The sequence below is a fragment of the Marivibrio halodurans genome, assembly GCF_017963645.1.
GTDB lineage: Bacteria > Pseudomonadota > Alphaproteobacteria > UBA8366 > Aestuariispiraceae > Marivibrio > Marivibrio halodurans.
Genome location: NZ_JAGMWN010000001.1, coordinates 145,643 through 168,909, shown reverse-complemented (window position 1 = coordinate 168,909; position 23,267 = coordinate 145,643). Strand labels below are relative to the sequence as shown.

Here is a 23,267-nt window from a genome sequence, read left to right as displayed (position 1 = left end):
CGCAGGCCATGGAGGGCCTTCCAAGGGCGCGCTTCGCGGCGCGGCGAGATCGGGTCAGGCGCGGGCGGTGGCGCGCAGAAACTCGACCAGGACGTGCTGGTAATAGGGCTGCGGGCGCTGATACTTTGCCGCGAGGCCATTCTCGTCGATTCGCACCACATATCCCTGGCAGGGGAAATCATGTGATTCCCCGTTCAGAACGAGCTGGAAGCGAAAGGTGAACTGCTGCCGCGCGATCAAATCCCCGTCATAGGGATTGATGCGGAAGCCGACGGCCGACAAATCCTCCACCTGATAGGTGTTCCGGTCGATCCGCACCCGCACGCCGTGACCGGGCGCGCGATCGTGCTCCCGCTCCTCCGCGCCACGACGCGCGCCGAACAATCCGCCGAACAACGACATGGTCCAGACCTCATCCCGGCCAGCGTGATATCCAGGCCGCCGCGACCTGTCCGCCGAGCGGGGCCGGCCCGACCGGCCCCAAAGCAAGCCATCTTTCGATATAAGCCGAATTGCCTATTCCATCAAGCAGAAGAAATATAGTTACAAGACTCCAAAACACCGCCGGACATGGTCACTTGCGTGCCATATCACTGTCACTGCGATGTAAAGACCGGGCATTACCGTCTTCCCATCGACCAACCGCCCGTTCTACGGGCTACTGGCGACGAGCGCACCCAGCCGATGAGATTAAGTGTAGGCTGGGCGTGCTTCGTCGCTTTTTTTTTGCACGTGCCCGGCCCCGATGACGAACACGGCGCCCTAGGTGGCTCCAGCCGCTAGCTCCAGCCGCTAGCTCCAGCCGCTAGCTCCAACCGGGCGGTTCCAAATCGGCGCCTCCCGTCCTACAACCCACCCCATGAGCCGATCCGCGCCCACCGACCCGCGCGTGCCGCACCCTGGCCTGACATGGGACGACAACGGTATTCCCCGCGCCGAGGGGTTCGGCGATGCCTATTTCGACGGCGCGGACCCGGTGGGGGAGCGGCGGCACGTCTTCCTCGAAGGATGCGGCCTGCCGGAGGCCTGGACGGGACGTGAGCGCTTCACGGTCGGCGAGACCGGATTCGGCACCGGCTTGAGCGTCCTGCTGTTGATCGACGCCTGGCGGAAGACGCGTAACCGGCGGCCGGCCGGGGCGCTGCTGGATATCCTGTCGGTCGAGGGCTATCCGCTCGACGGCCCGGATCTGGCCCGTGCGCACCGGCTCTTGCCGGAAGATCTGGCGACGGACGCCGCCGAACTGCGCGCCCAATGGCCGCCCCCCTATCGCGGTCCGCATCGGATCGCGTTTCCGGAGGCCGGCGTTCGCCTGACGCTGATGCTGGACGAGGCGGCGGCCGGTCTTTCCCGCATGGAGGCGGCGGCCGATGCTTGGTTCCTCGACGGGTTCGCGCCCGCCGCCAATCCGGATATGTGGACCGAGACGGTGATCGGTCAGGTAACGCGGCTTTGCGCCCCCGGCGCGCGGCTGGCCAGCTTCACGGCCGCCGGCGCGGTGCGCCGCGCGCTCCAACAGGCAGGCGCGCAGGTCACGCGCCGCCCGGGATTCGGGCGAAAGCGCCATTGCCTCATGGCGCGGTTTCCCGAGGGGGACGGCACCGCCCCTTCGCGTCCCGGAACCCCGGCCCCCGCGCCGCGCCGCGCGCCCTGGCACCAGCGTCCGACGGCCCGGCCCGGCGGAACGGCCATGCTGGTCGTCGGCGATGGGATCGCGGCGCGGTGCTGCGCGCATGCCCTGGCGGAATACGGCATGGCCGTCACCCGAATCGCCCCGCGGACACCGGACGGCGGGGCGGTCCCGCACCCGCCCGCGATACTGCTTGCGCCGAAGCTGGTGCGCGGCGGCGATGCCTATGCGCGGCTCTCGGCCCTCGCCTACCTCGATGCGCTGCGGCGTTACGAGACCATCGCGGCGGAAAAGCCCGGCCTGTGGCTCGCGCGCGGCGTGAGCGAACCGGCACGGGCCGGCAAGACCGATTGGCGGGGGCGCCACGCGGCGCTCGTCGACGCTCTCGACTGGCCGGAGAGCCTGCTGACCCACGACGGGAAGGACCTGCACCACCCACGCGCGGGCGTCATCGACCCGGCGGTCTTGCACGATTGGCTGGATACGCGAACCGCCGCCCTCGGCGGCGCCACGATCGCCGCTACCGTCACGCGGCTGGACCGGCACAACGGCCTGTGGCGAGCACTCGACGCCGACGGGGAAGCGGTCACCTCGGCGCCGGTCGCGATCCTGGCCGCCGGCCCCTGGAGCCTCGACCTGCTGCCGGAGAGCGATATTCGCGGCGTCGCGCGCCATGCCGGTGGCCGGCTGTTCCTCGTCCCCGGCTCGGACCTCGCCCATGCGGTCAATCGCGTCGGATTCCTGACCCAACCGCTCGGTGCGCAATATGGCGAGCGCGCCGTCCTGGGGGCGAGCGCGCGCCCTGGTGCCACGCCGGACGATGCCTTGGCGGCCGAATCCGGCCTGCATGACGAGAGCCTGCGCATGTGCCTCGACCGCATCGCGATGAGCCGTCCGGACACCGCCGCGCGAATCGCCGACGCGTTCTCCGGCGCGGTCCCGGAGAGCTGGACCGGCGTGCGCGCCACCACACCCGACCATCTGCCGATGGCGGGGCCGGTGCCGGACGACAGGGCCTATCGCCGATCGCTCCGCGGATTGGCGCGGGGGGCACGCGGGGTTCGGCGCGACAGCCCGCCCGATGGCGACGAAACAAAGATCACGGCTTGGGATCGTCCCGGGCTCTTCACGGTTGCGATGCTGGGCGCACGCGGGTACCAACTGGCCCCGCTGCTGGCGGACATGCTGGCGGCCGAACTGACCGGCGGCGTCTCGCCGTTGACGGCGGAGGATATGGCCGCGCTTCACCCCGGCCGTTTCCTGATCCGGGCGATGGCCCGGGAATAGCCCCTCCCCGGTCTCCGGTTTCGTCTCTCCGGTTTCGTCTCTCCGGTTTCGTCCCTGTCAATGGGTGGAGCCAATGGGCTGGTGGCGTTGGGGCGGGTCGATTTGCCATCGCCGATCCCGATAGGGCATGATCAAGGGCCCCGAACGACCCGGGCGGACAGGAGCGTCCCCAACCCCGGAAGATCGAGGACACATCGAACAGGATATGACCGGCACGACCCACCCAACGCGGCCCACCGTCGCGACGACGGAAGACCGCGCGCCCTCCCCGCAAGGCGGTGGCGCCCCCGATGACGGTCCCGACGAGGAGGCCGTGGTCTCGCTCGGCTGGGGCCGCGTGCTATTCTCCCACAGCTTCGAATCGGCGGAGCGGATCGCCGAGACCCTGCTGGCCGAACGCGACGGCGAGCGCGATATCGCGATCTATGTTCGCGACCCTCATCTGGTGCTCGCGGCGGCACCGGAATCGCTGTTCCTCGACCCGTCCCACACCTACCGCCTCGACCTTTCGGCATATCGGCCCGGCGGCGAGGTCCAGCACGGTTTCACGGTCCGCCCGATGCGCTCCAAGCGTGATGCCCAGGAGATCAACCGGCTCTATTCCGCCTGCGGCATGGTTCAGGCACCGATCGAGCGCTTCATGGCCAATCTGGAGAGCGACCGCATCGTCCATCTCGTCGCGGAGGATCGGACGACCGGCGCCGCGCTCGGCACGGTAACCGGCCTCGACCATCTGCTCTGCTTCAACGAACCGGAGCACGGGGCGAGCCTGTGGAGCCTGGCCGTCGATCCGCACGGCCAGCTTCCGGGCGTGGGGGAAGCACTGATCCGCGCGCTGGCGGAACATTTCCAGGCGCGCGAGCGTCGGTTCCTCGACCTCTCCGTCATGCACGACAACGAGCCGGCCATCGCGCTTTATGAAAAGCTCGGTTTCGAACGGATTCCTCTTTTCTCCGTCAAATGCCGGAATTCCTTCAACGAACCGCTCTATACCGCGCCGGAGCCCCGCGACCGCCTGAAACAGGATGCCGAGGTCATCATCCGCGAGGCCCGCCGGCGCGGCATCGCGGTCGAGATCGAGGACAGCGAGAGCGGCCTGTTCCAATTGACGTTCGGCGGGCGGGCGATCTGCTGCGACGAATCCTTGAGCGATTTCACCAGCGCGCTGGCGGAGCGGCGCTGCGAGGATCGGCAACTCTCCCGACGCCTCTTCATCCGCGCCGGCCTGCCGGTGCCCGAGCAGATCGAGGCCGGCGATCCCGACGAGGAGCGCGCCTTCCTGGAACGCAACGGCAGGATCATCGCCAAGCCGGCGCGTCGATCCTCCCATGCGCCGGTGATGGTCGATATCGCCAATCTCGACGCGTTGGAGCACGCGGTGGCGGAGATCGGCGCGCAATCCCCCCGTGTCCTGCTGGAGGAGATGCTGCCGGGCGACCATCTGCGCGTGCTGGTGATCGAGAACCGGGTGATCGCCGGCGCCCTGCGACGCCCGGCGGAGATCGTCGGCAACGGCCGGGCCAGCGTGCGCCAACTGGTGGAGGTCCAGAGCCGCCGCCGCGCCGCCGCCACCGGCGGGGAAAGTCGCATCCCCTGGGACGAGGAGACGCGGGGCTGCATCCTAGCCGCCGGCTACAGCCTCGACGGCGTGCCGGGAGACGGCGAAATCCTGCGGGTCCGCCGAACGCCCAACCTGCGTTTCGGTGGAACAATCCACGACGTGACCGCGATGATGCACCATCAGTTGGTGGATGCGGCAACCACCGCCTCGCGCATGCTGGGAGCGCCGGTCGTGGGTATCGATTTCATGGTCGACAATCCGACGGAGCCCGACTTCGCGCTGATCGGCGCCGATCCCAGACCGAGCCTGGCGCATCACCAACCGCAACCGGCCGCCGCGCGCTTCGTCGATATGCTGTTCCCACAAACAACGCGTCGCGGTGGAAGGTAATCCATCATATTTCAATATATTATATGGAAAACTTTATGTTCTTAATCATGCTGGAAAATATGCGGTCACACCTCCTCATGCGGCTTTGAACGGGCGATTTCCGCCTCCATCTCACCCCGCGTTCGGAGTTTCGAACCTGTCCGGGGCGCCTTCTCCGTCGTCGCCCTCGGCTCGCGCGTGGCGGCCTCGTCCGCGCCGGCCAATCCCGGCGTCACGATACCGGCGGAAATGACAAGCTTCACCGCGTCTTCCACCGGCATATCGAGCACGATCAACTCATCGCTCGGCACGAACAGCAAAAAGCCGGAGGTCGGATTCGGAGTCGTCGGCAGGAAGACATTGACGTGGTCGCGGGCCAGCTTCTCTCTAATCTCCCCCTTCGTGCCGGCGGTCAGGAAGGCGATCGCCCAGAGCCCGCGGCGCGGATATTCGACCAGAACCGCCTGCCGGAAGGCGTCGGACTGATTGCGAAGCACCGTCTCGAAGATCTGCTTGGTCAGCTTGTAGAGGCTGCGGATCACCGGCATCCGGTCCAGCAGCTTCTCTCCCAATCCGAAAACCCAGCGCCCGACCAGCCCCGCAGCCAGGAACCCGATCAGCGAGATCACGACGACCAGCACGACCAGCCCCAGCCCGGGCAGGCCGAAGCTGACCCCCAGATAATCCCGGAAATAGGTATCCGGATTGTAACGATCCGGAATCAGCGGCACGACCTGACTGTCGATGAACTCGACCACCCACCAAGCGAGCGCGGCGGTGATACCGATCGGTGCCGTGACCAGCACACCGGCCAGGAAATACGCCCGCAACCGGGCGAGAAACCCAACGCCATGTGCTGATTTTTCGCCCTTGTCCTTGGTCACTCATTCCTCCCGCCGGCCGGTCCCGGGACCAAGATATCCATATACCCCGGATAGAACCGCCGCGATTGCTGCACCCGCGAAAACCCCGACTGATATATAGGGAACACGGGGCCTCTGGGGAAGCGTTGTATCGGGGGAAAGCCCGCGACCAGGCCGTGATCAAGCCCAATCAAGCCCACATGTGGAAATGGTCGACCATGTCGAACGGGCCGCCGGTCATCGACCGACAAGCGGCTCGCTTCGTCCGTTCCCATTCGATAAAATGGCGCCGGCGTATAAGGGGCGGAGGATTTTCAGCGCATGGCTGACACCGATCAGCGGTCTCTCGCGGACATCACGATTTTTAGCGATCTGGACGCGGACACGCTCAGTGATATCGAGGCGCGTTGCAGATGGCGTAATTATGCACCGCAAGAGCAAATCATCGACTTTCAGGATGAGTCCAAAGACGTTTTCTTCGTGACACGCGGCACCGTTCGCGTCGTGAACTATTCGATTTCCGGGCGCGAAGTAACGTTTGATGATATCCAGGCGGGTCAGATATTCGGTGAACTGGCGGCGCTTGACGGGGAGCGGCGCTCGGCCAACATCGTCGCCATCACGCCGACGACCGTCGCCAGCATGAGCCCGGCCGCCTTTCAAGACATGCTGCTAGCCAAGCCGGACATCGCCCTGCGCCTGATGCGGCGTCTGGCGCGGATCATCCGTATTTCCGTCGAACGAATCATGGATCTCAGCACGCTCGGCGCGAACAACCGAGTCTATGCGGAGATCCTGCGCCTCGCCAAGAAAAGCGATCAGGAAGGTGACCGCGCGATCATCAGCCCGGTCCCCATCCATGGTGAGATCGCGAGCCGTGTCAGCACCACGCGCGAGACCGTCGCGCGGGTGATGAGCGACCTCGCGCGCAAGGGCCTGGTAAAACGCAAGGGAAACATCCTGGAGATCAGCGATCTCACGATTCTACAGGATATGGTGGAGGAGTTTCGGGGGGACTGACCGCCCCCGTAACCATTCCTTTACCGCGCGGAGCGATATTCACCCCGGAGCGGGGCCGGGAAGCCGGACCGCCGTTCCTGATGCCCTGCAACCGCACGGATATTGCCATGATCGCCCTAGCTGATGTCGAGGCCGGTGCCACTTTCGTCATGGATATCGATGAGGCCGGCACTATCCTGCGATGCATCGGCCGAACCTACGAGACACTCGGCCTCTCGCCGGCCGCGCTCCAAGGGATCAGCCTCTATGATCTCGTGAGCGAGGACGATATCTGGTTGGCGAGCGACGCGGTCGAAACCGTGATGACCAATGGCGGTTCCTACGAGGACCGAGTTGGCTTCAACGATCACGGCGGGAATGTCGTGCCCTTTCGGGTGAAGATCGCATCCCATGACCGGGCGGCCCGCGCCCGCCGTGTTCAACTCCACGCCATGCGGGACGAGGGCGACGCGCTCACGCTCGGTACGTTCGAGACCGATGGGATCAACGACCTGTCCGGCATCCTGGAGGAGGTGGAGGACGGGCTGCGCGGGGATCGATATGACAGCCCGACCCTGTCGATCTTCTCCCTCGATATCGAGGCAGGCGATGAAACCGACGTGGACGCCATCGTCGCCGCGGCGGAGCGTATGGCGAAATCCGTCCACCGGACGGCGGCCGGTCGCGCGACAAGCTTCCGCGTCGACCGCAACACGGTCTCGGTCCTGCATGGCACGGATTTCGATGCCGAGGCGGCGTCGACCAAGGCCTCGCGCGCGGCAGGCCCCTCCTTCGCGGTCGGGCGCGCGGGCATCGACCTTTCCGACGCCGATCTCGACGTGCAGGAAAAGCTGGACCTGATCGAATCGACGATCACGGCGGCTCGCTTCGCGGCTTTCACCATGCCCGACGGAACCATGTTATCGGCCGGCGAGGCGCGTACCGCCATCGCAACCGACCTGACGGGGCCGGGTGCCGGTCCCCGCTATGATCTGGAGATCGCGCACGCGACGGACGACGGCCGTCCCCGGCTTGCCCTGCTGACCTTCCACGGCGCGATGAACGCCATCGGCGAAACGCCGACCAAGGGCGAAATCCGAATGGCCGGGGACCTCCTCGCGATACGCATGGAACAGGCCAGCGCGGTTGCCGTGGAACGAGGCGTCCCGGCTTGCGTCGCCATGGACGCGACGATGCTGGCCCGCCTGGGACGCCGCGCGGTCGAGAGCTTCCGAGAGGACGTACTGGTGCTGGCCACCGGCGTAGGCCGGCTTTCCCCCAGGGACGGCGAACGGTTCGCCGCCGTCTTCTGCCATGCCAGCCGAACGATCGTGGATGGAACGGACCTCGCCACGTCGAGCGCATTGCAACGCCTGATCGCAAAGACGGACAGCCTGGAGTTCATCCGGGTGCCCGAAAGCCGATTCGGGGACGATCCGACGGCGGCGGCCCGGGACTTCCGCCAGATCGCCCGGCTCTGCGCCACGCGTTCCGTCTCCCTCTATGTGAATGGCGTAAGCGATACGAGCACGGCGCTGGCGCTCAAGGACGTGCCGGATATCTGCATCGGCGGTCCGGCGATTTTCCCCGAACTTTTTAAGGACTAATACCAACTCTTGTTGATCATGACCCATGGGGACGTCCCGCCCGGGTTCTCCGCGCGCTGCCGCGTCGCCTGGCGCCACTTATCCTCCCCCGTCCATTCAGGAGGGAGGTGAACGATCCTCATGGGTCATGATCGACAAGATTGGCATATAACCGCTATTCGGTACCGGACGTCCCGCCCGTGGGCTTCGCGCCATCCTCAGGCGCGCCCGCCTCGTCCATCAATCCCCAATCGACGGCCTGCGGCACATAGGTCCGGACGGCATCCTCTAGGCGCCCCCCCGCCTCATCATCCGCGATCAGAAAGGCAATCCCCAGCCAGGCGAGGAAGGTTATAAGCACCGCCCCCTTGAAGATACGCGCGACCAAGGGACGCGCCATGAACCGGGCGAGACGTTCGCGATTCGCCGCATAGGTCTCCATCACCCAAACGATCATGGAGAAGGGCACGCGCAGATAGGCTTTTATGGACTCGATCATGCGGTCTAGTAATCTGCGATGAATGTTTCGGCCGACACGGCCCTTATAGGAGGAGAGTGCCCATGCTGACCATCAAAAGGTTGGATCTCGACGACGCCCGCGTGATGATCAAGGCCGCCACGGAAAAGGCGAATGCTCTTGGTGTCGCGATGTGTATCGCGGTCGTCGACGACTCCGGCTTTCTGATCGCCTTCGAACGGATCAACGGCTGCAAGGCACTGTCCACCCACCTCGCCCAGGACAAGGCCTTTACCGCCGCCATCTCCCGGAAATCCACGGAGGCTCATAACGCGGCCTGCCAGCCCGGTAACTTGGCCAACGGCATGAACACCGCGATGGGCGGGCGGTTCAGCCTCGTGGGCGGTGGCGTCCCCGTCGTGGTCGACGGGGAATTCGTTGGCGCGATCGGCGTCAGTGGCGGCAAACCGGAAGAGGATATCCAATGCGCCGACGCCGGTATCGCCGCATGGGAAGCGCGAAGCTGATGGATATCGGGGACGGGCGGCGATCGAGCTGACCTGCCGGCTGCCCGTCCCCACCCCGTATTCAAGCTCGATCCCGGAAGGGGGAACGAATTCCATGCGCGTGAACGCCCCCTTTGGAAGCCGGGCGCGGTATCAGGATTTGCCGCGCCAGCGCAGGATATCGCCCCGGATTTCCTCCCACAGCGCGACGACCGCGAGCACGCTGACGAAGACCACGATCAGGATGAACGGTAACGCGCCGATCGATTCCGCGAGCCCCCCGACGAACAACAGGAAAACCGTGATCGCGAACAGTCCGGTAAGGATATTGCCCATGACGTCGTTCCTTCTCGATCAGGCCTCGGCCTCGGCCGTGACCTTGTCCATCAACCAGCGCGCGGTGCGCAAAAGCTTGCCGTCATCGCCCCGGCGACCAACGAGTTGAACGCCGAGCGGCATCCCCGCCGGCCCATGCAGGATGGGCAAGGAGACCGCCGGCATGCCGCAGTAGGTCCATAGCGTACAGAAGGCCGGGCTTCCGGTACTATCCAGCCCCATCGGGGCCTCGCCCGCGACGGCGGGAGTTAACAGGGCGTCATATTCCTCGAAAAGCGGTTCAAGCGAACGCGCGAACAGGTCGATCCGGTCCATCGCGATATTGTAGTCAACCGCGCGAACCTCCCTGCCCCGTTCTATGATGCCGGACAAAACCTCGCTGAACCGATCCGGGGCCCGGCCATAATCGGCCGCATAGTTCTTCGCGATATCCGCTTCCATGATTCTCCGGTGGAGTTCCGCCGCCTCGCCGAAGACCGGCGCGACCTCGGCCTCGCCCGCGCCATCGCCGAGAAATTCGGCTAACTCCTCGAACGCCTCGTGCGTCGTCGCTTCCGCCTGGTCCCAGACCGGCCCCTTGAAGAGCGCGAGCGTGGGCGGCATCGGCGGTTCGGACGCACACAAGCCCCAGAGATCGGGCACCGCGACGGGTCGGCTCGCCGGATCACGCGAATCGAAGCCCATGGCGCATTGCGCAGCCAGCGCCGCATCCTCCACCGTGCGCCCGAAACTGCCGATTTGATCGAGCGGCGGCGATTGCTTCAGCACCCGGTGACGCGGGATCAGCCCGAAACTCGGCTTATAGCCGACGACACCGCAAAAGGACGCGGGCCGGATGACGGACCCATTGGTCTGCGTGCCGATCGCGACCGGCACCATCCCCGCGGCCACCGCCGCCGCCGACCCGCTGGACGACCCGCCCGGCGTGCGCGACGGATCATGCGGATTGGCCGTCGGCCCGGGGTGCATGGTGGCGAATTCCGTGGTGACCGTCTTCCCCAGGATCACCGCCCCTGCCTGCCGCAGCAGGGCAACCGCCGTGGCATCCTCCGCCGGGCGGCGCCCGGCATGGATCGGCGTGCCGTATTCGGTCGGGAAATCCTTGGTATCGAGGATGTCCTTGATCCCGACCGGCACGCCGTGAAGTGGACCGGTGGTCTTCCCGGCCCGGCGACGCGCATCCGCCTGCCGGGCCTGTTCCATCGCCACCTCGGGCGCCAGATGGGCCCAAGCATGGATCGTCGGTTCGATCTCCTCGATACGGTCGAGGCACGCGCGTGTCACCTCCTCGGCCGTGACCTCCCCGGCCCGGATCGCGCGCGCGGTCTCGACCGCGGAGAAATTCAACTGCTCGGCCTGCTTCGCCGCCATCACCAAACACCTCTACTCCATCGGCCGAATGGCCCGATCAATAGCTCGGCGGACCGAATAGATACTCCGGTAGCCACAGAGCGATCCCCGGGAAGTTGTACAGCAACACCATCGTGAAGATCACGATCGCCAGATAGGGCATGATCCCCGAGAAGATGTCGGTCAACTTCACATAGGACGGTGCCACGCCCTTCAGATAATAGGCGGCCATCGCCATGGGTGGCGTCAGGAACGAGGTCTGCAGATTGAGCGCGACCAACATGCCGAAGAATAGCGGTTCCACGCTGAAGGTCGCCAGCATCGGCAGGAAGATCGGCACGAAGATGATGATGATCTCCGTCCACTCCAGCGGCCAGCCCAGCAAGAAGATGGTCGTCTGCGCCAGCACCAGGAATCCGACCGTACTGAGATCATGGTGCAGGAACCATTCCTTGATGATGTCGTGGCCGCCCAGATAGGAGAAAACGGCCGCGAAGGTCCAGCTTCCGACGAAGAGCCAGCACACCATCGCCGAGGTCTTCGCCGTCAGGAAGACCGATTCCTTCAACCGTTCCCAACTGAGGGAACGGTAGATGAAGGCCAGCAGCAACCCGCCGGCGGCACCGACCGCGGCCGCCTCCGCCGGAGTTGCGAGCCCCATCAGGATCGCGCCCAGCACCGAGAGGATCAGCACGAAGAGCGGCACGAAGCTCTTGCCCAACTCCGAGAGGACCGTCGTGAGCGGAATGTCCTCCGCCTTCGGTTTCGGGGCGAGCGAAGGATTCAAGGCCGCCCGCGTCACCACATAGATCATGTAGAAACCGGCCAGCATCAAACCCGGGAACAGCGCACCGGCATAGAGCCGCAACGGTGAGATTTCCGCGATCGCCGCATAGACGATCAGCATGATGCTGGGCGGAATCAGAATGCCGAGGCACCCACCCGCGCAGATCACGCCGGAGGCGAAGCGAATGTTGTAGCGCGCTTCCATCATCGCCGGGAAGGCGAGCATTCCCATCAACGTCACGACCGCGCCGATGATACCGGTCGCCGTCGCGAACACGGCGCAAGTGGCGAGCGCGGCCACCGCCATCGAGCCCGGAAGATGCCGCGCGGCCAGCTGGAAGCTGAAGAACAGCCGGTTCACGATATTCGCCCGTTCGACCACATATCCCATGAACAAGAACAATGGGACCGCGACCAACACCTCGTTGGACATCACGGAGAATGTATTCTGGACGAACAGATCGAATATTCGATTGTCGAAGATCGTCTGCATGCGCAGCGGGTCGTAATAGGCGTAGTAGCCGAACCCGAGGCCCATGGCGACCAGGGTGAAAGCGATCGGAAAGCCGAGCAGCACCACGAAGATGAACAGACCCAGCATCAGGAGGGCGATTTGCGGATCGGTCATTGCCGGTTCTCCCCTGCGCCCGGCTTATGGTCGGTCTCTTCGAGATCGGCCTGTTCATGCATCATGACGGTTTCCGTTTCCTGAACATCGCTCAACCGAGGCGGCCAGAAACCGTCTCGGATGCATTTCACGCAACGCCCCGCTTCCGAAATCCCCTGCAGCAGCACCAGCGCGCCGGCGATCGGAATGAGCGTCTTGAAGAAGTAGATCTGGATACGGGCCGGCGAGCTCCAGCTCACCTCGTTGTAACGCCAGCTATCCGCGGCGAACGAGGCCCCGTAATAGATCAGCGCCAGCGCACCCGGCGCGAGGAACAGGATATAGAGCGTGAGGTCGATGCCCGCCTGCGCCTTGATCGGCAGCAGTCGATAGACGACATCGCCGCGCACATGGGCATCCTGCGCGAGCGCGTAGGCACCCGCCATCATGAAGAGCGCGCCATACATCTGAACGCTCATATCGAAGGCCCAGACGGTCGGCGCATTCAACGCATAGCGGACGAACACTTCATAGCAGGTCGAGAGCGTCAGGATGACGATGCACCAGGCGAATGCCTTGCCCGTCCAAGCGCTCAACCCATCGATGAAATACATTATACGGGTCATCGGACGAAATCCCGTTCAACGCGGTGTGAGCCGGAGTCCGGCGGAACGGCATGCCCGGAAGCACGCCGCGAGGGGCGACGCCGTCCCTGGCGCCGCCCCCCGGTGGATCGACCGTGCCGACGGCCCGCGCGGGCGGCCGGCCAGCGGTCCTACAGAGCGCCGAAATAGTGCTCGTAGGCCGCGCGATAGTCCGGCGCGTTCTGAAGCGCGTAGGCGCCGTGACGCTGCGCCCAGTTCTTCTGCGACTCGACGACCTTCGCGAAGAACGGATCCTCGCTGCTGATCCGGTCGACGACGACGTCCCAGGCCTCGAGCTGCTGCTTCATCACGGCGTCCGGCGTGCGATAGACATTGACACCGAATTCCTCGCGCAGCGCGACGAGATCCTGCGAATACCGCTCCATCGCCTTCCAGGCCATGTCGGTCGAGGCGGCCTCGGACGCGTATTCGAGAATCGCCCGCTGCTCCTCCGACAGATTATCGAAGAGCGTCTTGTTGAAGATGATCTCGAAGGATTCCTGGGACTGGTGGAAGCTGCCCAGATGGTAATGCTTCGAGACGTCCTGCATGCCGAAGTCGCGGTCGGCGGTCGGGTTGTTGAATTCGGCCGCGTCGATCAGGCCGGACTTCATGGCCGGCTGGATTTCACCGCCCGGAAGCTGAACAACCGACATGCCCATCTCCTGCAGCACGTCCGCGGCCAAGCCGACGGTCCGATACTTCAGGCCCTGCATCTGCGCGGCGTCGGTGATCTGCTCCTTGAACCAGCCGAGCGGCTGCGCCGGCATCGGGCCGGAGAAGAAGCCGACCAGATCGAGGCCCAGCATGTCGTGCATCAACTCGTTATAAAGCTCACGGCCGCCACCATACTGGACCCAGCCCATCATCTCGTTCGCGGTCCAGCCGAAGCACGGGCCGGTACCGAAAAGCGAGGCGACCGGGCTCTTCGAATACCAATAGGCCGTCACCAGATGCGCGCCGTCCAGCACGCCGTTATGCACGGCGGTCTGCATCTCGGCCGTCTTCACGACCGCGCCGACGCCCAGCAGGTCGATCTTCATCGCACCGCCGGCCATCTTGTTCACGCGATCGACGTAATCCTGCGCGAATTCCAGAAAGATACCACCACCCCAGGCGGCCTGAACCTTCAGCGTCGTCGCCGCCTTCGCGATATGCGGGGCGGACAGCATCGCGGCCGGCGCGGCCGCCGCGGCGACGGCGCCGCCGCGCAGAAATTTGCGACGCGAAACGCCGCTTTCCGACTTCTTCGTGCTCTTGGACATTACATCCTCCCGTAAGCGTTCATTCTTGGGCCCATTCCGCGCTGTCGCCTTCGCATGACGACACGACGTGACCCATTCTTGTCTGGCCGCCGACCGCGCCCTTTTTACGGACCCGTGTCGTCGACCCCTTGGTTTTGGGGAATAATTCTTATGACGCGGACCTAATCCGCCACGTCTCCCCGTTCCACGGCACCGTTAACGGCGCTCGCCTTCCACCGGTTCTTACGCGACCGGCCTGCAATGGTAATACCAACGCTAGGGACAACGTGTTACCGCGTCAATAGAGTTGACGCAATTCATCGGCATTCCCGGCCATCATCTCGGAAATCCTTGAAATCCCCCGGCGAAATCTCCCCCCACTGTCAGGCCACCCGGTCGCCCGGCGCCTCGCCCCGAAAGAAAGCATCGAGATTATCGAGGGCACGGTTGCCCATCGCGATCCGCGTTTCCTCCGTCGCGCTGCCGATATGAGGCAGGCCGAACACGTTCGGCAGGCGGCGGTACTCCTCGGCGATATCGCGCGGTTCACCATTATAGACGTCAAGTCCGGCGGCCCCGACATGCCCGCTCTTCAAGGCGGCGATCAAAGCCGCATCATCGATAATCGCGCCGCGCGCGGTATTCACGACGATCGCCCCCTCCGGCAACAAGGCAATGCGCTCCGCGTTCAACAGCCCCTTCGTATCGGGCGTCGCGGGACAATGCAGCGAGAGGACGTCGCAATGCGGCAGCAAATCCTCGATGGTTTCATGATAGGTGGCGCCCAGCGCATGTTCGACCTCCGAATCGAGGCGCGAGCGCTTGGTATAGTGAACCGCCATGTCGAAGCCCCGCGCACGCTTGGCCGTCACCTGGCCGACGCGGCCCATGCCGATCACGCCGAATCGCTTGGCCGTCACCTGCCGTCCGACCATGAAGGCCGGGCTCCAATCCTTCCACCCGGCTTCACGGACCAGCCCGACGCCTTCCGTCGCCCGGCGCGCGGCACCCAGCATGCAGAGCATCGCGATCTCGGCGGTCGCGTCGCTCAACACATCGGGTGTGTTGGTGACGACGATCCCTTTTTCCTTCGCCGCGGCGACATCGACATGGTCGTAACCGACCGAGAAATTGGCGATCACCTTGACGCGTCCATCCAGGCGCCGGATCACATCCGCTGTAAAATGCTCCGAATGGCAGGGCATGATCGCATCCGCCTTGGCGGACATGTCGATCAGATCCTCGGGGCCGTAGAGCCGGTCATCCGGGTTGAGGATCGCATCGAAGTCACGCTGGATTCTAGCCTCGACCGCGTCGGGCAGCTTGCGGGTGACGAACAGCACCGGCTTGTCGCTCATCGGATACTCCCTTTGTATTTTATCGTCCCGGGCCCGTTATGGCCCCGGCTACCTTGGCCGCGCGGATCGGTCGGGGTGGCCCTCCGTGCCTATCGGGGCGGCCCGGCTCCCCACGCGTTCTTGTCGGTAGCGAATAGCATGACGAGCAGCAATCGGTCGATGCGCTCTCCGGTGCGAACCGGATAGAGCAGCCGCAAATAGCTGATCCAGGACATGTCCGAGACCACGACCCGGCCGGCGCTGGCACGCGGCGCCCGATCCGTGATCACGCGTTCATATTCCGCGATAATCTGTCGTGCCGCGGTGCCTGTCAGCACCTCGCTCAACAGCAGGCCGCGAAGCGGTCGGCGTGCCACGGCATTGATCCCCTCCCCGACGAAACGATATCGGAAATCCGCGCCCGCATCCGTCTCGACCCGGTCGAGATAGGCGAGCGACGGCATGATATCGACGAACTCCGCGATATCGAACCGCCGCCAGTCGATCGCGCCGTCGCGCATCGCGGCCATCAGGCGGTCATGAGTGCGCGCGAAACCGGCGGCCTGGACGGCCGGCTCGATCGCGAGCGCATGCGTCGCCTGACCACTTAGCCAATCCGATGGGATATCCCGGCCCGCCTGCGCGATCGCGCGCAGGGCTGCCAGTGTTTCATCCTGGGACACCATCCATATATCAGCCTTTTCGTCGTGCCCCTCCCGGTTCAAGCCTAGGGGAGCGCCGCCCGCTTTGAAAGACGGTGACGACGGGATTGACCAGAAACGACGGCATCGATACCGCCCCGTCCCGAGGGAGCAAGCGCGCACGCGAGGCCGGCGCGCCTGCCGACCAAATCCTTCGACGACACCAAGCATCCCCACCGGCCATAAGCCCACCGGCCATAAGAGTGAGAGTGGCGGGCACCCCAGCGATTTGAAATTGGTGCCCTGAAACGGCACGCACCGATTTGGTCAGGTTTCACTGAACCCGTTGTTCATCGGCCTCCATGCTATTACGCGGTCGGGACCGTGCCGCCATCCATGACGAACTCGGCACCGGTCACCGCGCCCGCGCGCGGGGAGACGACGAACGCGACCAAATCCGCGACCTCGGCCGGGCTGGCTGGACGGCCAAGGGGGATTCCGCCCAGCGACTCCATGACGATCCGCTTGCCGCCCTCGTAATCGGTGGCCGCCTTTTCTGCCAGGCGCTTGACCATTGCCTCCGCCGCCTCCGTCTCCACCCAGCCGGGCGAAACCCGCATCACCCGAATTCCCTTCGGCGCGACCTCCTTGGACAGGCTCTTGCTATAGGTCGAAAGGGCGGCCTTCGCAGCCGCATATGCGGTCGTCGACTCCGGAAGCGGCAAACGACTCTGGATAGAGGTCACATGCACGATCACGCCCGAGCCACGCGCGATCATTCCAGGCAAGAGCGCACGGTCCAGCCGCACGGCCGGCATGAGGTTCACGTCCAATGCCCTTGACCATTCCGCATCGTCCAGCGCCGCGAACCCGCCACCGGACGCGGACGAACCGCCCACGACATGCACGATAATGTCGACGCCACCGAGACGATCCAACAGGCCCGCAGCGACGGCGGCGCACCCTTCGGCGGTCGAGATATCGGCGGCAATGAACCGGACACCGTCCGTGGCGCCGGCCGGCACGCCGCGCGCGGTCGTCACCACATGGGCCCCGGCCTCCTTCAAGGTCTCGACCACTGCCGCGCCGATCCCCTTCGTCCCGCCCGTTACCAGGGCGCGCGCGCCCCGCAAGCCGAGATCGAAACTCATGGCGTTATCTCCAATCGCGCGATCCGGTCGCCTTCCAGGACGAAGGCGTAGCGCAGATCGACCGGGCTGCCCGGAAAGTTTCCCGAGACATGGGCGGTGACCACGGTCTGGCCGCCTTCCTCGCTGACCGCGAAGGGGGCGACGGTGTAACTGAACGCCGCCGATGCGTCCGCCCGCCACCGGCGGATGGCGTCGCGGCCGACATGGGTCCGGCGCTCATCCGTGACGACGGCGTCCTCGGTGAAGCAATGGGCGACGGCATCGCCGTCCTTACGGTCGGCGGCGAAATAGGCCGCGACAGGTTCCGGCAGGGTGATCGACATGACGACTCTCCGATTTCCGTTGTTCGGGAGAATAAGTCGCCTTAGCCTCACTGAATGACAAGAACGGACAAAAAAGTAAGGTACTTACCAAAAGGTAAGGCAGATCACCCCTATACGCGCGAGACGGCGGCCGAGGGCGTGGAGAACGTCCTGAAGCTGCTCGAGGGGCGGTGGAAGCTGATTATTCTGTTCCACCTGTTCGGCGGCAACGTCATGCGATTTTCCGAGCTTGAGCGGGCCATTCCCGCCGTGTCCCAGAAGATGCTGATCCAGCAGCTTCGACAGATGGAAAGCGATGGCATCGTGCGCCGCATCGTTCACCATCAAGTGCCGCCAAAGGTCGAATACGGCCTCACAGACTGGGGGCAGGCGCTATGCCCGGCCCTAGACGCGCTGCTGTCCTGGGCCGCGCGGCGCGAGGAAATGGCGCCTACGACCTCTCTTCCGGATACATGAGAACCCGGTGCGCCCTCGGGTATGATCAATGGATATCCTCGCAGCCGGCCAGCCCCCTATCGGGGGCATGAGCGACGCGAAGTGCCGTGGGATATGGGGATTGGCGGAGACGGCGGGACAAGGCTCAAACGCTTCGCAAAGCGCCCGACCGGGCGCCGCGCGGTCAGCGCGCCCCATCGGAGGCACGAGCGAAGCGAGTTGCCGTGAGATATGCAAAATGGCGGATGGGGTGGGATTCGAACCCACGAGAGGCGTGAACCCCTGGCGGTTTTCAAGACCGCTGCCTTCAACCACTCGGCCACCCATCCGTAACGCCCGCACCGGAAATACCGGCCCCGATGACGGCGCGCCGGGAGCCTAGCCGCGGCATCCGTTCGCGCGCAAGGGAGCGTGGAGCGGCGGGTTATTTGTGGCGGAAGGTGATGCGGCCCTTGGTCAGATCATAGGGCGTCATCTCGACATCCACCTGATCCCCGACCATGACGCGGATGCGGAACTTGCGCATCTTACCCGCCGTGTGAGCGATGATCTGATGGCCGTTCTCGAGTTCGACACGGAACATGGCGTTCGGAAGCTTTTCCGTCACGACGCCCTTGAACTCGATCAGCTCTTCCTTCGACATAAACGCTCCGTCCATCGGCTGGCTAGAATCGGTTTCGAAGGGATCGGGCCGCATGCGATGCGACCGTGCCCCTCGAACCGGCCCCCATATGCGACATACGACCCAGAATGACAAGGGCCATTGGCCGACGCCCCGTCATATGGCAGGGTGCGGCCGCTCCAATCCGGTTGTCGGATCGTTCGTCGCGCATGGTTCCACCGCGCGCGACGACGCGGTATAGTTCCGTCCCTGGACGGACGCCGGACACGGGAGGGGCACCCAGTAACCAGCGTCGACGGGAACCCGAGCGATGGCCTACGACATTAGTGGCTTGTCCATTCTGCTCATCGACGACGACATGTTGATGAAGCGCCTTATCAAGGATGTGCTTTTCGGCTTCGGCGTCCGCAATATCCACCACGCCGCGAACGGCCATGAAGCGCTTCACACCCTGCAGGCAAGCGGGTGGGAAATCGATATCGTCATCGCCGATCTATTGATGGAGCCGATGGACGGGCTTGAATTCACCCGCCTGGTACGGCGCGGCGACTGCGGAATCGACCCCTTCCAACCGATCATCATGCTGACCGGCCATTCCGAGACCGATCATGTCGCCGCCGCGCGCGATGCGGGCGTCACCGAATTCCTGGCCAAGCCGGTGACCGCCCGGGCCGTCTATGACCGAATCGTCGCCATCATCGAGCGGCCGCGCCCCTTCGTGCGCGCCCGCGGCTTCATCGGTCCCGACAGACGCCGCCGCAAGGGCGCGGGCTATGACGGTCGCGAACGCCGGGCCCAGGCGGACATGATCGATCTTTGACCCCTTCGTCGGGGCCGTTCTCTCCGCCCGCGCTCTCCCTCGCCCCACCCGTCAATCCAAGCCGAGCGCGATCAAATAACGCGGATTGGCGAGCGTGAGCCGCGCCCGGGTTTCCGCCAGGAGGCGCCCGTGATGGGCAGCCGAGCGCCCCGCCGGAATGCCGTCCCGTCGGATCGATCGGGCCCGGTCGCCCCAATCCGCGCCGGCCCGTGCCATGCCGCCCGCCGCCGTCGCCCGCTCCGCGATGCCGATGGCGTTGATCAGCAGTCCCATTTCCTCCGGTCCGGCGGGAAGCCCGTTCGACAGCGCCCGCCGTACCGCGTGGAGTAAATCCTCCACGCCCGGCACCGGAGCCGGCAACACGACCGCATCCGAGGCGGGCGGTGGCGCATCCGCCCCCTCCGCCCGTGCCTCCGGCGCCGTGGCGCGCAACATCTCGAACAAGAGTTCGGGCAGCCGCCAACCGGTTAACCCCAGATCGAGGGTTTCGGGCCTATCCCGCCGGAAGCGCCCCGCCTGGCCGAGCGCGATGATCGCCCAGTTCAAGAGCGCGAGAACCTGCCAGAAGCGCAGGCGCGCGGGCTCGATCGCCACGCCGCCGGCCGCGCGATATCCGGCCTCGAACGACGCCCAGTCCGCGAAGCCGCCAACCGGCCTGTCGCGCCGGCCATAGCGCCAGCACGGCGCGGAGAGCCAGCCCAGATCCTCATGCGGATCGGACCAGCGTGCGAACTCCCAATCCAGCACCGCGACGAGGCGGGCCTTCCCCGATCCACCGTCGATCATCAGGTTGCCGCTACGGAAATCACCATGAACGAGACGCGGTGGGACCGGCGCGGGGCGGTTTCGGGTCAGCCAGGCAAGCACCCATTCCAGGCCGGGCTCCACCGCCCCCGTCGCGTCCAGGGCGCGGCTCAGATTCGCGAGCCGCGCCCCCGCCGGGTCCTCCGGCGGGGGTATAAGGCCGTCGACCACGCCCGCGTCGGGCGCGATTCCATGCAGACGGCCGAGCACCTCGCCGGCCCGTCGCCCGACACGCACCCCATCAGCCGTCCCAAGCCCCACCAGTTCCGACGCCACGGCGCGCCCCACCACGCGACGCATAATCAGATAGGGACGGTCCATCGCCACCGACCCCGGCGCGCGTGCCTGCCCCGTCTTCAAAACCTCGGGAACCGGCACGCCGACGCGTGCCGCGCGGCGCATGACCGCGGCCTCGACATCCGGCGGATGGCCGATCCGAAAGGAAGGATCGGCGGGGAACCGGATCACCCAGGCGCTGTCGCCGGGAACCGTCCCCCCCTCCGCCCGAAGATCGATCGCGTGATGGGCATGAATCGCGCCGCCCGTCAGCGCGGACACCTCACGGACGACGACTTGATCGGCCGAAAGCGCGTCACGTATCAGCGCCGCGATGGCAGTGCTGTTCCCAGGTTCTCCCGCATCGGAAGCGCGCGTCCCGGAAGCCGCCCACGGACCGCCGACGCCGACGGGCCGCACCTCCTCCAGCCCTGTCTCATGAAGGCCGCCAAGCCCCCACCCGCCAGTGCCGGATCGATGCCCCAGACGCTTCAGGTCGGACAGATCCATGGGCCCGCCCGTTCCGGCCCGGTCACTCGGACTCGGAGAACGCCTCGGGCACCGCCGGCGGGTCCTCGAAGAAGGGCGCGGCGGTCAGGATCTTGTTCTCCATATGCTGCACGAAGGGGGTCGCCTCGGCGAGATAAGCCTGCCAATCCGGATCGGCGTTCAACGCCGCGCGACGATCCGCGCGCTGGTTCAGATCGTCATAGGCCCACATGTGAACCACCTGATTGAGTTCCCCGATATCCATCGAGAGATACCACCCGACCGGCTTGCCCAGATGCTTCGACTGAACGGGATAGCCCTTCTCGCGATAGACCTTGAGGAAGGCCGGCAACTTGCCCGGATGCAGCGTATAGGTACGGTGATCGACGATCATGGATGCGGTATCCTTCCAACCTCTGTGAGCGGGACGGGCATGGGAACCGAGCCTAGCCTGTCTCTTTCGCCTGCTCGCGCAACACGAATTTCTGAATCTTGCCGGTAGAGGTCTTGGGCAGCGGGCCGAAGACGATGCGCGTCGGCGCCTTGAACCGCGCCATGTGCTCCTTGCAATAATCGATGACCGCATCGGCGGTTAGCCGCCCCACCGCTTCCGGCTTGGGCGTGACATAGGCGACGGGCGTCTCGCCCCATTTCTCGTGTGGCGCGGCGACGACGGCGGCCTCCACGATGTCCGGGTGCTTGTAGAGCACCTCCTCCACCTCCAGGGAGGATATGTTCTCCCCGCCGGAGATGATGATATCCTTCGCGCGGTCCTTGATCTCGACATAGCCGTCGGGATGCATCACCGCTAGGTCGCCGGTCGAAAGCCACCCGTTGCGCAGCGCCTCGCGCGTCGCCTCCGGGTTTTTCAGATAGCCCTTCATGACGGTGTTCGAGCGCAGCATCAGCATGCCGACCGTCTTGCCGTCGCGCGGTACGTCCTCGAAGCTTTCCTCGTCGGCCACGCGATAGCCGGCAACCGCCACCATGTTCGTGCCCTGGCGGGCCATCCGGGCGGCGCGCGCCTCCAGCTCCATATCGTCCCAATCGTCCTGCCACGCGCAGACGGTCGCGGGACCGTAGCATTCCGTCATGCCATAGAGATGGGTGACGTTGAAGCCCATATTCTCCATCTTGGAAATAACCGCCGAGGGCGGCGCCGCACCGCCGGTCGCGACCTCGACCCGCTGGGGGAAGGTGCGCTTCTGCTCCCCGGGCGCATGGATCAGCATGGTCAACACGATCGGCGCGCCGCACATGTGGGTGACGCCATGTTCCGCGATCATCGGAAAGATCTTCGCCGGATCGACCTTGCGCAGACAGACATGCGTGCCGCAAGCCGCCGTCACGGCCCAGGTATAGGTCCAGCCGTTGCAGTGGAACATCGGCAAGGTCCAGAGATAGACCGATTCACGCGTCAGGTTGAAGGTCATCGCATTGGACAGCGCGTTCAGATAGGCGCCGCGGTGATGATAGACGACCCCCTTCGGGTTGCCCGTGGTGCCGGAGGTATAGTTGAGGCAGAGCGAATCCCATTCATCCGCCGGCAGGGTTATCGGGTGATCGGGATCGCCCTGTTCCAGGAATGCCTCGTATTCTATCTCGCCGACGAACTCACCCTCGGCGGCTTCCGCATCGTCGATATCGACGACGAAATCCGGCTTCCTGTCCAACTGCTCCAGCGCCGGTCCCATGATAGGGTTCAGTTCACGGTCGGTGAAGACCGCCTTGGCCTCGCCATGGGTCAGGATGAAGGCGACCGTCGCCGGGTCGAGCCGCGTATTGATCGCGTTCAACACCGCGCCCACCATCGGCACCGCGTAATGCGCCTCCAGCAACGCCGGAGTGTTGAGGGCCATGACGCTGACCGTATCCCCCTTGCCGATCCCGCGCTTGGCGAGCGCCGAGGCGAAGCGGCGCACACGCTTCAGGAACTCGCCATAGGTGATCCGCCGCGCGCCGTGGATGATCGCGACACGATCGGGATAGAGATTGGCCGCCCGCTCCAGGAAGCTGATCGGGGACAACGGCACGAAATTGGCCGGAGTCCGGTCTAGGTCGCGATCATACATACTCTCGGATTCGCTCACGAATCGTGTCTCCCTGTTCTTGGCCCCGGCTCTATCTCGGCCCCACTCTCGTTC

The 23,267-nt window shown here is 65.1% G+C and carries 23 protein-coding genes and 1 tRNA gene; 7 read left to right on the top strand and 17 right to left on the bottom strand.

What is annotated here, in order from left to right; all coding sequences use genetic code 11:
• Positions 1-54: 54 nt before the first annotated feature.
• The gene (locus KAJ83_RS00685) at positions 55-402 is read right to left on the bottom strand and encodes a hypothetical protein (RefSeq protein ID WP_210680095.1); all 348 of its coding nucleotides are present in this window, start codon (positions 400-402) and stop codon (positions 55-57) included.
• A 457-nt stretch (positions 403-859) separates the two neighbouring features.
• Between KAJ83_RS00685 and mnmC2 the strand changes: the two genes are divergently transcribed.
• The gene (gene mnmC2 / locus KAJ83_RS00680; RefSeq protein ID WP_210680094.1) at positions 860-2,917 is read left to right on the top strand and encodes a tRNA (5-methylaminomethyl-2-thiouridine)(34)-methyltransferase MnmC2; all 2,058 of its coding nucleotides are present in this window, start codon (positions 860-862) and stop codon (positions 2,915-2,917) included.
• Between the two features lie 205 nt (positions 2,918-3,122).
• A complete protein-coding gene (gene ngg / locus KAJ83_RS00675) occupies positions 3,123-4,868 on the top strand; it encodes an N-acetylglutaminylglutamine synthetase (RefSeq protein ID WP_210680093.1) in 1,746 nt (581 codons plus the stop codon).
• 65 nt (positions 4,869-4,933) lie between these two features.
• On the opposite strand, the gene KAJ83_RS00670 is transcribed toward ngg, so the two are convergent.
• A complete protein-coding gene (locus KAJ83_RS00670) occupies positions 4,934-5,731 on the bottom strand; it encodes a DUF502 domain-containing protein (protein WP_210680092.1) in 798 nt (265 codons plus the stop codon).
• A gap of 300 nt (positions 5,732-6,031) precedes the next feature.
• Between KAJ83_RS00670 and KAJ83_RS00665 the strand changes: the two genes are divergently transcribed.
• Positions 6,032-6,730 carry a Crp/Fnr family transcriptional regulator gene (locus tag KAJ83_RS00665; RefSeq protein ID WP_210680091.1) on the top strand — a complete coding sequence of 233 codons (699 nt, stop codon included), beginning with the start codon at positions 6,032-6,034 and terminating at the stop codon, positions 6,728-6,730.
• A 107-nt stretch (positions 6,731-6,837) separates the two neighbouring features.
• On the top strand, positions 6,838-8,316 hold the full coding sequence (locus tag KAJ83_RS00660) for a PAS domain-containing protein (protein WP_210680090.1): 1,479 nt from the start codon (positions 6,838-6,840) through the stop codon (positions 8,314-8,316).
• Positions 8,317-8,470: 154 nt separating this feature from the next.
• Here the strand turns inward: KAJ83_RS00660 and KAJ83_RS00655 are convergent, their stop codons facing one another.
• Complete coding sequence (locus KAJ83_RS00655) at positions 8,471-8,794, bottom strand: hypothetical protein (RefSeq protein WP_210680089.1); 324 nt, start codon at positions 8,792-8,794, stop codon at positions 8,471-8,473.
• Positions 8,795-8,856: 62 nt separating this feature from the next.
• On the opposite strand from KAJ83_RS00655, the gene KAJ83_RS00650 reads away from it, so the two are divergent.
• A complete protein-coding gene (locus tag KAJ83_RS00650) occupies positions 8,857-9,279 on the top strand; it encodes a GlcG/HbpS family heme-binding protein (RefSeq protein WP_210680788.1) in 423 nt (140 codons plus the stop codon).
• 132 nt (positions 9,280-9,411) lie between these two features.
• Here the strand turns inward: KAJ83_RS00650 and KAJ83_RS00645 are convergent, their stop codons facing one another.
• The 9 genes from KAJ83_RS00645 to KAJ83_RS00605 all read right to left on the bottom strand — a co-directional run bounded on the left by KAJ83_RS00645 (position 9,412) and on the right by KAJ83_RS00605 (position 17,677).
• Entirely contained in the window at positions 9,412-9,594 is a 183-nt protein-coding gene (locus tag KAJ83_RS00645) for a hypothetical protein (RefSeq protein ID WP_210680088.1), read from the bottom strand.
• An 18-nt stretch (positions 9,595-9,612) separates the two neighbouring features.
• Positions 9,613-10,965, bottom strand: a complete 1,353-nt coding sequence (locus KAJ83_RS00640; protein ID WP_210680087.1) for an amidase — start codon at positions 10,963-10,965, stop codon at positions 9,613-9,615.
• Between the two features lie 37 nt (positions 10,966-11,002).
• Entirely contained in the window at positions 11,003-12,358 is a 1,356-nt protein-coding gene (locus tag KAJ83_RS00635) for a TRAP transporter large permease (RefSeq protein WP_210680086.1), read from the bottom strand.
• A complete protein-coding gene (locus tag KAJ83_RS00630) occupies positions 12,355-12,963 on the bottom strand; it encodes a TRAP transporter small permease subunit (protein WP_210680085.1) in 609 nt (202 codons plus the stop codon). Before KAJ83_RS00630 ends, KAJ83_RS00635 begins: the two co-directional genes overlap by 4 nt.
• Before the next feature lie 149 nt (positions 12,964-13,112).
• Positions 13,113-14,246, bottom strand: coding sequence for a TRAP transporter substrate-binding protein (locus KAJ83_RS00625; protein WP_210680084.1), 1,134 nt, complete (start codon positions 14,244-14,246; stop codon positions 13,113-13,115).
• A gap of 362 nt (positions 14,247-14,608) precedes the next feature.
• Positions 14,609-15,583 carry a 2-hydroxyacid dehydrogenase gene (locus KAJ83_RS00620; RefSeq protein ID WP_210680083.1) on the bottom strand — a complete coding sequence of 325 codons (975 nt, stop codon included), beginning with the start codon at positions 15,581-15,583 and terminating at the stop codon, positions 14,609-14,611.
• An 89-nt stretch (positions 15,584-15,672) separates the two neighbouring features.
• Positions 15,673-16,248 carry a PAS domain-containing protein gene (locus tag KAJ83_RS00615; RefSeq protein WP_210680082.1) on the bottom strand — a complete coding sequence of 192 codons (576 nt, stop codon included), beginning with the start codon at positions 16,246-16,248 and terminating at the stop codon, positions 15,673-15,675.
• A 323-nt stretch (positions 16,249-16,571) separates the two neighbouring features.
• Positions 16,572-17,354, bottom strand: coding sequence for an SDR family oxidoreductase (locus KAJ83_RS00610; protein WP_210680081.1), 783 nt, complete (start codon positions 17,352-17,354; stop codon positions 16,572-16,574).
• Entirely contained in the window at positions 17,351-17,677 is a 327-nt protein-coding gene (locus KAJ83_RS00605) for a nuclear transport factor 2 family protein (protein ID WP_210680080.1), read from the bottom strand. Before KAJ83_RS00605 ends, KAJ83_RS00610 begins: the two co-directional genes overlap by 4 nt.
• Before the next feature lie 138 nt (positions 17,678-17,815).
• On the opposite strand from KAJ83_RS00605, the gene KAJ83_RS00600 reads away from it, so the two are divergent.
• On the top strand, positions 17,816-18,133 hold the full coding sequence (locus KAJ83_RS00600; protein WP_343221913.1) for a winged helix-turn-helix transcriptional regulator: 318 nt from the start codon (positions 17,816-17,818) through the stop codon (positions 18,131-18,133).
• A 218-nt stretch (positions 18,134-18,351) separates the two neighbouring features.
• Here KAJ83_RS00600 and KAJ83_RS00595 read toward each other — a convergent pair.
• Positions 18,352-18,441 (bottom strand) — tRNA-Ser (locus tag KAJ83_RS00595).
• Positions 18,442-18,536: 95 nt separating this feature from the next.
• Positions 18,537-18,755 carry a translation initiation factor IF-1 gene (gene infA, locus KAJ83_RS00590; protein WP_210680078.1) on the bottom strand — a complete coding sequence of 73 codons (219 nt, stop codon included), beginning with the start codon at positions 18,753-18,755 and terminating at the stop codon, positions 18,537-18,539.
• Positions 18,756-19,044: 289 nt separating this feature from the next.
• On the opposite strand from infA, the gene KAJ83_RS00585 reads away from it, so the two are divergent.
• Complete coding sequence (locus tag KAJ83_RS00585; protein WP_210680077.1) at positions 19,045-19,554, top strand: response regulator; 510 nt, start codon at positions 19,045-19,047, stop codon at positions 19,552-19,554.
• A gap of 51 nt (positions 19,555-19,605) precedes the next feature.
• On the opposite strand, the gene KAJ83_RS00580 is transcribed toward KAJ83_RS00585, so the two are convergent.
• Genes KAJ83_RS00580 through KAJ83_RS00570 form a run of 3 tightly spaced genes read right to left on the bottom strand, consistent with a single transcriptional unit; the run spans position 19,606 to position 23,213 of the window.
• Positions 19,606-21,144, bottom strand: coding sequence for a phosphotransferase family protein (locus tag KAJ83_RS00580; protein WP_210680076.1), 1,539 nt, complete (start codon positions 21,142-21,144; stop codon positions 19,606-19,608).
• Between the two features lie 22 nt (positions 21,145-21,166).
• On the bottom strand, positions 21,167-21,517 hold the full coding sequence (locus KAJ83_RS00575) for an NIPSNAP family protein (RefSeq protein ID WP_210680075.1): 351 nt from the start codon (positions 21,515-21,517) through the stop codon (positions 21,167-21,169).
• A gap of 52 nt (positions 21,518-21,569) precedes the next feature.
• Positions 21,570-23,213 carry an acyl-CoA synthetase gene (locus tag KAJ83_RS00570; RefSeq protein ID WP_343221912.1) on the bottom strand — a complete coding sequence of 548 codons (1,644 nt, stop codon included), beginning with the start codon at positions 23,211-23,213 and terminating at the stop codon, positions 21,570-21,572.
• Positions 23,214-23,267: the final 54 nt, after the last annotated feature.